Raw genomic sequence first — 9,415 nt, forward strand, 5'->3', positions numbered from 1 at the left:
TTCAGTTATTGAAGTTCCCAGATAAAGAGAAAGCAATGGAAAAAATTCTGGATTTAACGATGCTCTCCGATATTTTCCCAACAGGTTACCATGGTGCGGTTAGTGCTGGGGTTCGCCCGGGTTCAACGGTATATGTTGYCGGTGCAGRTCCGGTAGGTCTTGCTGCAGCGCATTCTGCTCAATTGCTAGGGGCAGCGGTTGTTATCGTCGGCGATTTGAATGCAGAGCGTCTTGCCCAAGCGAAAAGCTTTGGTTGTGAGACGATTAATCTTCGTGAGAATGGTGATTTGGCTGGACAAATTGATCAAATTTTGGGATCTCCTGAAGTAGATTCGGCGATAGATTGTGTTGGTTTTGAAGCGCATGGGCATGGGGAGGGGCATGGCGAAGCGCCAGCAACGGTATTGAACTCCATTATGGAAGTTACTCGTGCAGGCGGCAGCTTAGGAATTCCGGGACTTTATGTAACAGGGGATCCAGGTGCTGTGGATGAGGATTCGAAAATTGGAACATTGAAAATTCGTTTTGGTCTCGGTTGGGCGAAGTCCCACACGTTTGTGACAGGCCAAACGCCAGTTATGAAATACAACAGAGAATTAATGATGGCGATCATGAGCGGACGTGCACAAATTGCTAAAGCCGTGAATGCCACGCTTATATCATTAAATGACGCTCCAAAAGCTTATCAAGATTTTGATCGCGGCGTTTCCCGGAAATTTGTTATAGATCCCCATGGCGTCGTTAAATAATATAGTTTTTATCCAGATTGGGAGTATGTCGAAGAAGCTTAGGTTGAACAAGTAGATGCTGTAACTCCAATATTTCGATAGGAACTTCTTGCACGCTCCGCTTGGGGACGGGTGCAAGGAGTTCTTTTCCTTTTTCTCCCCCCTTATTCCCTTTGTGTCCACTGCGAACGTGATCGGATAAATGCGAGGCATCTAGTTCTCCTCCTGATTGTAGTGTTCCTCTTGTCAGTACAGTACTGAATCGCTTAGCACTGAAGAACAATATTTTTCTTCCAGTTATTGACGCATTTCCGATTGAGTGATAATATCTAGCTAAAGTTAAAAGCTTTAAACTTTCGAGGTGCTTGCAGTGGATTGAATAACAACTTGAAAAAACAAACCATTATTAGGACTTAATCATCAAACAGTTAGTCGCTCGATATGTGATCTCACGTTTTTAACATTTTTTTTAGCCTGAAAGTTAAATGCTTTAAACTTTTAACGAAAAAGGTGGAGATGTTAGGGTGATTAAAACTAAAGGTTTGAAATTGCTGGTATTTGTGTTATTTGTCAGTGTCCTATTTCCTACTCATTCATTGGGAGTTCAGGCAAGCCAACAAGCACCGTTCGGAACCGAGATCATTGTGCGGACCGTTAACCAATTTAGAAATGTCGCTGACGTAACGGCATTCATTCAAAAAGCTGTTCAGTACAATGTCGATATTATTAGCATGAACGTAAAGCAGGATGAAGACGATGAGGTGCCTTCTGGTCATGTATTCTATGACAGTGCGATTGCCCCGATTGCCGCCGGTTATGAGAATTTCGACGCGCTTTCGCATGTGATTACACAGGCGCATCAGTATGGTATCAAGGTTCGTGCATGGATTCCCCAGTTCCATGATCAGGCAGCATTTGTTAAGGATCCAAGCTGGCAAATGCACGCTTTCGTTGACGGTAATGTAGTCCCTTTTACAGGCTCGAATGGCAGTGAATATTTCGTCAACCCGATCCATCCCGATGTTCAAGCCTATCAGCGCTCGATAATTGAAGAGGTTGTAAGCAACTATGATATAGATGGCGTGGTACTCGATTGGTTGAGATTTGACGATTACAACATGGATGTAAGCAGCTACACGGTTAACCTATACGAGAGTATTTACGGATATTCTCCGCTCGATATTAACTTTAATGTGGATTCTAATCGCAGGAATGAATGGAATGAATGGAGAACGGATCAAATCGGCGGCTATGTGCAGGACGTTCGTGAAGACATCGATCAGATAAAAGCAGATATGGAGCTCGGTGTTTATATTTTGCCGCCGGAATTCACAGAGGTTGGTCAGAATGTTGCGAAGTTCAAGGATGCGATTGATTTTGTTGCACCAATGGCTTATTTTGATGATTGGGAATTTGACACGGAATGGGTCTATGGCGCCAATGGGATTTTGTCAGATACATCGTCGCTTGCTGGCTCTGGAGTAACGATTGTTCCAACACTGGATAACGATTGGACAGTGAATGAATATCAGGAGGTATATGGCGGTATTAGAGATCACTTTCCACAAGTGACTCATCTCTCCTTCTTCTCCTATGGAGCTTGGGATGAGAACGTGCTAAGCGATATTAATTCGCGAAGGACCTGGCCTGTGGCACAAGACTATGCAGCGAATATTCCAACGGAATGGAAGGCAAGAAATATTGGCTTTAAGCCAGGTAGTGCTAGCTATAGCGGCGGGGTCTTCACATTGTCAGGCAACTCATCGGATATATGGGGCAATGAGGATCAATTAAACTACATCTATCAATCTCTGCAAGGGGATGGAGCGATTGTTGCCCTTGTTGCAGGAATGAATAATATGGATGGTTGGGCGAAAGCGGGCTTAATGATCCGTGAATCGCTTGCTGTGGATGCTAAACATGCGGACATGATCGTAACTCCTGTGAATGGAGCCGCATTTCAATACCGAGCAGCTAACCAAGGGAACACAGTCGATCATATTATAGCTGAAGCTCCTCCGTCGTGGTTAATGCTGGAGCGCAGCGGCAATCAGTTCACAGGCTCGGTATCTACAGACGGGGAAAACTGGACCGCAGTGAGCAGCGCATCAATTGCAATGGGCAGTAATGTGTATATAGGTTTGGCACTGAGCAATTCTAGCAGCTCGGCCAATAGTCAAGCCATAATCGATCATGTCTCGCTTAGCGGCGCTTTGCCTGTACTGTGGAAAACCACGGATATTAACTCGACTACAGGAGCTGCCCATTTTCAGTCAGGAACTTATACTTTATCGAGCAGAGACACTGATATATGGGGAACCGCAGACAAAATGCGATATGCTTATCTTCCGTTAACCGGTAATGGATCGATTATCGCTAAGGTTTCCAATATGACAAATATGAACGGATGGGCAAAAGCGGGAGTCATGATTCGTGAGACTTTGGGTGCCAATGCGAAGCATGTCGACATGCTTATCACCCCTAGCAATGGAGCATCATTTCAATACAGGCAGGCAGCTGGAGGCGTAACAACGGACACCGTAACTGCCGCATCCTTGCCGCGCTGGGTTAAGCTGGAGCGAATAAACAATCAATTCATTGGCTATATCTCCTCCAACGGGGTCAGCTGGACAGAGGTTGGCAGACGCACGTTGACCATGAACAGCGGAGCTTACATTGGGCTCGCTCTAAGCAATCCAGGCAGTTCTACCTCCAATCAGGCCTTGTTCAATGAGGTCAAGATTGTGCGTTAAGCAGCTATTTATAGGGTACACAACGCCTAGCATCCATCCAGGATTGACACAATGCTGGATGGATGCTAGCATCACATTGAAATTAAAAGGATTTAACTTTAATACTTACTAAAAGGAGAACAACATTACAGTGAATATACATGATGTGGCAAAAAAATCCGGTTTATCTGTTGTAACGGTTTCTCGAGTCATCAATAATGCACCGTCTGTTCGTGAAAAGAACAGGGAGAAGGTATTAAAGGCGATGGAAGAATTGAATTATCAGCCCAACTCCGCTGCCCAAAGCCTAATTCGAGGAAAGACCGGAATTATTGGCATGACCATTATGAATCTTAACGATTCTTTTTACGATAGAGTGATTAAGGCAGCCAATCGGAAATTAGCAGAGCAAGGATACTTTCTAACCTTGTCAATTTCGGAAAATGAGGGGGAAGGGGACACCAGCAATTTCTTATTTCAGAAGGACAGGGTGGATGGCATTATTGTCCTCTCCCCGATTGAAGAAGAAAGCTATATCGCCGAGTTGAAAAGAAAGAATATTCCTTTCGTTCTACTGGATAATCAAGAAGAGCATGAGGATGTATCGAGTGTGGTTGTAGACAATTATTTAGGTGGGTATGAGGCTACGAAGCACTTGATAGATCTAGGTCATACGGAGATTGCCCATATTGGGGGACCAACGCTGTTCTTGAGTGTTAAGGAGCGAAGAAGGGGGTACTTGCAAGCCTTGTCCGAAGCAGGGCTAACCCCATTTGCTATTGAGTATAGTCAGTTTACGGTAAGTGATGGTTACAAGGTAGCTAAGAAATGGATCAGAGATGACAGCCTGCCGACGGCCATATTCGCAGCAGATGACTTCATTGCACTTGGGGTTATCCATGCTCTAAGCGAAGAAGGGCTAAGTGTTCCTCATGATATTTCAGTCGTAGGTTATGATGATCAGGTGCTGGCTGCTGGGTTTTTCCCAAGATTAACGACCGTCAGGCAACCTGAAGCACAATTAGGCACTATCGGTGTTGAACTGCTCCTGAAGCATATTAACGGCACGATTCAGGAAACAACGATCACCAAGCTTACACCCCAATTATTAATTAGAGAATCAACGGCCTACTTGAGAAAAAATAACTCGATATAAATAGGAGTGACGATTTACTTGAAATATTATATGGGTATTGATGCAGGGGGAAGTAAAACCTATGCCCTCGTCGCTAATTCTGAGGGAACCATTCTGAGTGTAGGAAGAGGGGGAAACGGCAATCACCAAACAAATCGTGATCAAGCGGAAGAAAGCCTGCGTAGTGCAGTCTCAGATGCATTACGGCAAGCCCAATTAACCGTTGATCAAATCGAATTTGCTTGGTTTGGCTTAGCTGGTGCGGACAGAGAAAGCGACTATCGCATCTTAAGGCCAATCATTCAGAAGATGAATCTTCCGAATACAAATATTTCGTGTGATACAACAATAGCGCTTCGAGCAGGAACGAATCAGCCATTTGGTGTTGTTCTCATCTGTGGAACAGGGGTGAATTGCTCGGGAATGAACAGAAAAGGCGAATCCTTTCAATGCGGGGGATTCGGCTATATGTTCGGTGACTTTGGCGGAGGGCAAGATTTGAGTATAGAGGTATTCCGCAGTGTAATGCGTGCCTGGGAGGGAAGAGAGGAAGAAACGAGCTTATCGAATTTGCTGATAAATAAATTAGGGTATGAAAGCGTTGAGGCGTTAAGGGATAATTTCCTTGATTACTCCAACTATTTGCCTGTCGAAGTTGCAAAATTGTTGTTCGATGCCGTGCAGCAAGGGGATGAAGTAGCTAGGCGTATCTTGATAAAGCAGGGCGAAGAATTGGGTTTAGCGGCCGCAGCAACTATCAATCGATTAGCCATGAACGAGGAGAAATTCGATATTGTCTTGGCAGGCAGTATATTGACACGCGGCGATCAGGACGGGCTGCTGCGGAGTATTATTGAACGAAAGGTTAAGCAAGCAGCGCCGCGTTGTTCGATTACTATTTTAAATACGGAGCCGGCGGTTGGTGCTCTCATTCTAGCAATGGAGAGCAGTGGTGAGGAGGTATCACCCGATATTATGAATAACTTAAGCGAATTTAAGCTAAAAAATATTCGAAATATTCAAAATGTTCAAAAAACGATGTAAAAATAATCATAGTGAGTGGGAAATATCTGTAATCGTATCATGCCAGTTATGCTCCTTATCAGAATTGGTGCTATTGAATTTTTCGTATACTGAAAGCGGTTCCATTCCATTGTTAGAACTATTCCTATAGGAAGGATGAGTTGCTACAGCAGCAGGTAGCAGCGGTTCAAACTAGCAACTCAAGAGATATTAAATACCTATGTTATCTGATTTATTTAATCTTGGCAAAGGAGYAAAAGGCGAATGAAAATCAACTCAAAGCCAACTAGACGCAGCCTATTTATGAAACAATGGGATCTTCAAACTATGGTTTTACCCGGAATCATTTTCGTATTTGTATTCAGTTATATTCCGATGTATGGGGTGTTAATGGCTTTTCAGCAATATGACATTTTTGCAGGGATTTGGGATAGTCGGTGGGTGGGATGGACTAATTTTCGGCTATTTTTTAATGCTCCGGAATTTTTTAATGTGCTGCGCAACACGATAGCTATCAGTTTTTTAAAGCTGCTCATTTCTTTCCCAGCACCGATAATTTTGGCTCTCATGCTTAATGAGATTCGAAATATGGCGTTTAAGCGCATCATTCAAACGGTCAGTTACCTGCCTTATTTTTTATCCTGGGTCATCGTATCCGGATTCGTCGTCTCATTGTTATCGGTTGATAACGGTACAGTGAACATTCTTCTCGCAAAACTGGATCTCATAGAGCATCCCATAAATTTTCTATCCATCCCTGAGTACTTCTGGTCGATTCTAGTAAGCGTCAACGTGTGGAAGGAGGTTGGGTTTGCAAGCATTGTATACCTAGCTGCCATTGCAGGAGTAGATCCAACGCTGTATGAAGCTGCATCTATTGATGGAGCAAGCCGATTTAAGCAAATGTATTTAGTGACACTTCCATGTATAACGCCGGTTATTATCATCTTCATGATTTTGGCCATTGGCGGGATCCTTAGTGCTGGATTTGAAGATATTCTATTGCTAGCCTCCAATCCAATTCTCAGAGAATATTCAGATGTCATAGATACCTATGTTTATCGAGTAGGCATTCAAAATTCACGGTTCTCTTACGCGACAGCTGTTGGTTTGTTCAAATCTATTATTAGTGTAGTTTTACTGCTAATAGCCAATAGAGTGGCACGCAGGGCGGGAGTTAGTCTTTGGTAATTCATTTTGCAATATAAAGGGGGGAATGCAAGCATGAGGCTTAGCACGGGCGATAAAGTATTTCAGACTTTGATATATGCGAGCCTGGTCATTTTGGGAATCGTGATGTTCTATCCTTTCTGGAACTCTCTAGTTATTTCCTTTAATGAAGGAAGAGATACGGCACTTGGGGGAGTTACGATCTGGCCGAGGGCATTTACACTTGAAAATTATAATGTTGTATTCAAGGATACTCGATTGTTGAATTCCTTCTGGATTTCGGTGATGCGTACAGTGATCGGCACGATTCTGTCCGTATTCGTTACGTCGCTGCTTGCATACGGGATGTCTAAGAGAGATCTACAGCTAAGGAATTACTATATGATTTTCTTCATTGTGACGATGTTTTTCAGCGGCGGATTAATTCCGACCTTCCTGCTGGTGCGAAACCTTGGATTGATGAACACGTTCTGGGTCATGATTATTCCGGGATTGATCAGTGTGTATCATATGATCATTTTCCGTACCTTTTTCTCCGCGCTTCCCGATGGTCTGGAAGAATCAGCGAAGATCGATGGATGCAGCAATTATGGAATCTTCTTTCGAATTGTTGTGCCTATTTCGGGTCCAATTATAGCTACCATCGGATTATTTACGGCGGTGGGGCATTGGAATGATTGGTTTACCGGAGCCATTTATATTTCCAAGGATGAGCTATTGCCCATTCAGACCTTATTAAGGCAAATTATGAATTCGAATATTATGACAGAAATGTCGTCCGGCAATGCAATCGCAATGGAACATATCAACAGAAACCGAAGCATAACGACAAAGTCTCTTCTGATGGCTACGATGATGGTTGCTACTATTCCCATCATTCTGACCTACCCTTTCCTGCAGAAATATTTTGTCAAAGGGGTATTGATCGGTTCGATAAAGGGATAGTCCCAATAAAAAAAGAAGGTAGGGGAAAAAATGAATACAAGATTGAGATGGGTGTCGTTATTGATTGTCCTAATGGTTTTTCTGGCTGCTTGTTCAAACAACAACAATGGGCCGCAAGTATCGAACAACCCGGATAATTCCGGAGGAAACGACGGTCCAAAGCCGGTAACGTTTTCATTTTATGGTCATTATGATTGGTTAACGACGGCACCTTGGGCGGATAACGAAGCGACCAAATGGATTTTGGACAACAAGAAAGTTACCGTTAAGCCGATTCAATCTGGCGGCGCATCGGTGGAGAAGCTGAACACGATGATTGTCTCTGACGATTTGCCAGATGTCATATTTACTGATCGCGGTGCGACAGTCGACCGCTTGGTTCAAGCACGAAAGCTTGTGGCGCTTGATGAGTATTACGATAAGTATCCCAATTTCAAAAAGTATGTGAAGGAATCTACGCTCAATCTACTTCGTTCCGAGGATGGGAAAATCTATCAAATTCCAAATTGGTATACATCGGGAACCTTTGGGAACGGCGGATGGATGGTAAACATAGAAATTTATAATGAACTTGGCAGACCGAAGCTGGAAACATTCGATGATCTATACAATTACTTAATTAAAGTCAGAGACACGTACCCAGATGTTGTACCGCTTGAGGTTGGGGAGAAAGGCGCAGGCTTGGAATTGTTGTACGGAGGCTTCAAAGAAGGTGTAACTAGCAAATTCATCGGCATGAGGGGTTATCCGGAAGGCGACAAGCTAGTCTCGATCTATGAGGACTCTGCATTTCAGGAAACGATGAAGTATATTAGCAAGCTATTCCGAGAGAGATTGATTACCCAAGATGCTATTACACAAACCCAGGATGCAGTCAAAGAAAAAGTAAACACAGGCCGAGTGGCTGTTATGGTCGAATCGAATATTACAACTTACGGAGCAGAAGGGCATCGTGAATTGACTAAGGTTAAACCAGACGGTGGTTACGAAATTATTTGGCCGATTCATAAAGCTGGATTGGACAAAAAGAATATTTTTGTGAGTGGATTTGAAAGCTTAGGATGGAATGTCAACGTTATTACGACTGAAGCCAAAGATCCCGAAGCAATCTTCGCTTATTATGACTGGCTTACAGGACCTGAAGGACAGAAGGTTCTATTCTTCGGACCGCAAGGCCTTTATTGGGATGAGCAAAATGAGGATGGATCTCCAATTCCGAATGAAAACTATAAAAATGGGGACGTCAATAAGCGTTCGGAAACGATGAGAAAATTTGAAGATTTCAACTGGGCGGGCAACACGACCTTCATCGATAAAGCCAAGGTAAGCTTGGAGATGGCCTTGTCGGAGAAGCTAAGATCATGGGAGACGATAGCGCAAAGCTCTGTCACTTGGGAGACATCGAAGGACATTACCGAATTTGTCAATGTGGATCCGCTGCCTGATTCAGAGCTCGGCATTATCTCACAGCAAATCTCTGATATTTTCACAGTAGCCTTTGCAAATATGGTGTTTGCTAAATCTGATGATGAGGTCGCATCCATCTTAGAGAAAACATCAAATGACGCAGAAAAAGCAGGGCTGGAGCGGCTGCTCGAATTTAAAACGGAGAAATGGCAGGCAAATGTTAAGAAAATAAATGCCGAATATTGAGTGGAGCAAGGTGTAACCCAGATCTACAA

At 43.6% G+C, this 9,415-nt stretch carries 7 protein-coding genes; all 7 read left to right on the forward strand.

Annotation, left to right across the window (positions count from 1 at the left end; translation table 11 throughout):
* The coding region (locus AC1DSE_RS23450; RefSeq protein ID WP_477528270.1) for a zinc-binding dehydrogenase at positions 1–749 on the forward strand (749 nt) is incomplete at its 5' end.
* A gap of 503 nt (positions 750–1,252) precedes the next feature.
* Entirely contained in the window at positions 1,253–3,481 is a 2,229-nt protein-coding gene (locus AC1DSE_RS23455) for a family 10 glycosylhydrolase (protein WP_477510886.1), read from the forward strand.
* Positions 3,482–3,611: 130 nt separating this feature from the next.
* A complete protein-coding gene (locus AC1DSE_RS23460; RefSeq protein ID WP_339204840.1) occupies positions 3,612–4,616 on the forward strand; it encodes a LacI family DNA-binding transcriptional regulator in 1,005 nt (334 codons plus the stop codon).
* A gap of 18 nt (positions 4,617–4,634) precedes the next feature.
* Entirely contained in the window at positions 4,635–5,639 is a 1,005-nt protein-coding gene (locus AC1DSE_RS23465) for an N-acetylglucosamine kinase (RefSeq protein WP_477510885.1), read from the forward strand.
* A 243-nt stretch (positions 5,640–5,882) separates the two neighbouring features.
* Positions 5,883–6,809 (forward strand): ABC transporter permease, encoded by a 927-nt coding sequence (locus AC1DSE_RS23470; protein WP_477510884.1) that lies wholly within the window; start codon positions 5,883–5,885, stop codon positions 6,807–6,809.
* Positions 6,810–6,842: 33 nt separating this feature from the next.
* Entirely contained in the window at positions 6,843–7,733 is an 891-nt protein-coding gene (locus AC1DSE_RS23475; RefSeq protein WP_339204837.1) for a carbohydrate ABC transporter permease, read from the forward strand.
* A gap of 30 nt (positions 7,734–7,763) precedes the next feature.
* The gene (locus tag AC1DSE_RS23480; RefSeq protein WP_477510883.1) at positions 7,764–9,386 is read left to right on the forward strand and encodes an extracellular solute-binding protein; all 1,623 of its coding nucleotides are present in this window, start codon (positions 7,764–7,766) and stop codon (positions 9,384–9,386) included.
* The last annotated feature ends 29 nt before the right edge of the window (positions 9,387–9,415 follow it).

This window comes from Paenibacillus sp. 01L418, from assembly GCF_056400045.1.

Coding starts and splice junctions, on each gene's coding strand:
- AC1DSE_RS23470 (WP_477510884.1), top strand. CDS start 5,883: ATGAAAATCAACTCAAAGCCAACTAGACGCAGCCTATTTATGAAACAA.
- AC1DSE_RS23475 (WP_339204837.1), top strand. CDS start 6,843: ATGAGGCTTAGCACGGGCGATAAAGTATTTCAGACTTTGATATATGCG.
- AC1DSE_RS23480 (WP_477510883.1), top strand. CDS start 7,764: ATGAATACAAGATTGAGATGGGTGTCGTTATTGATTGTCCTAATGGTT.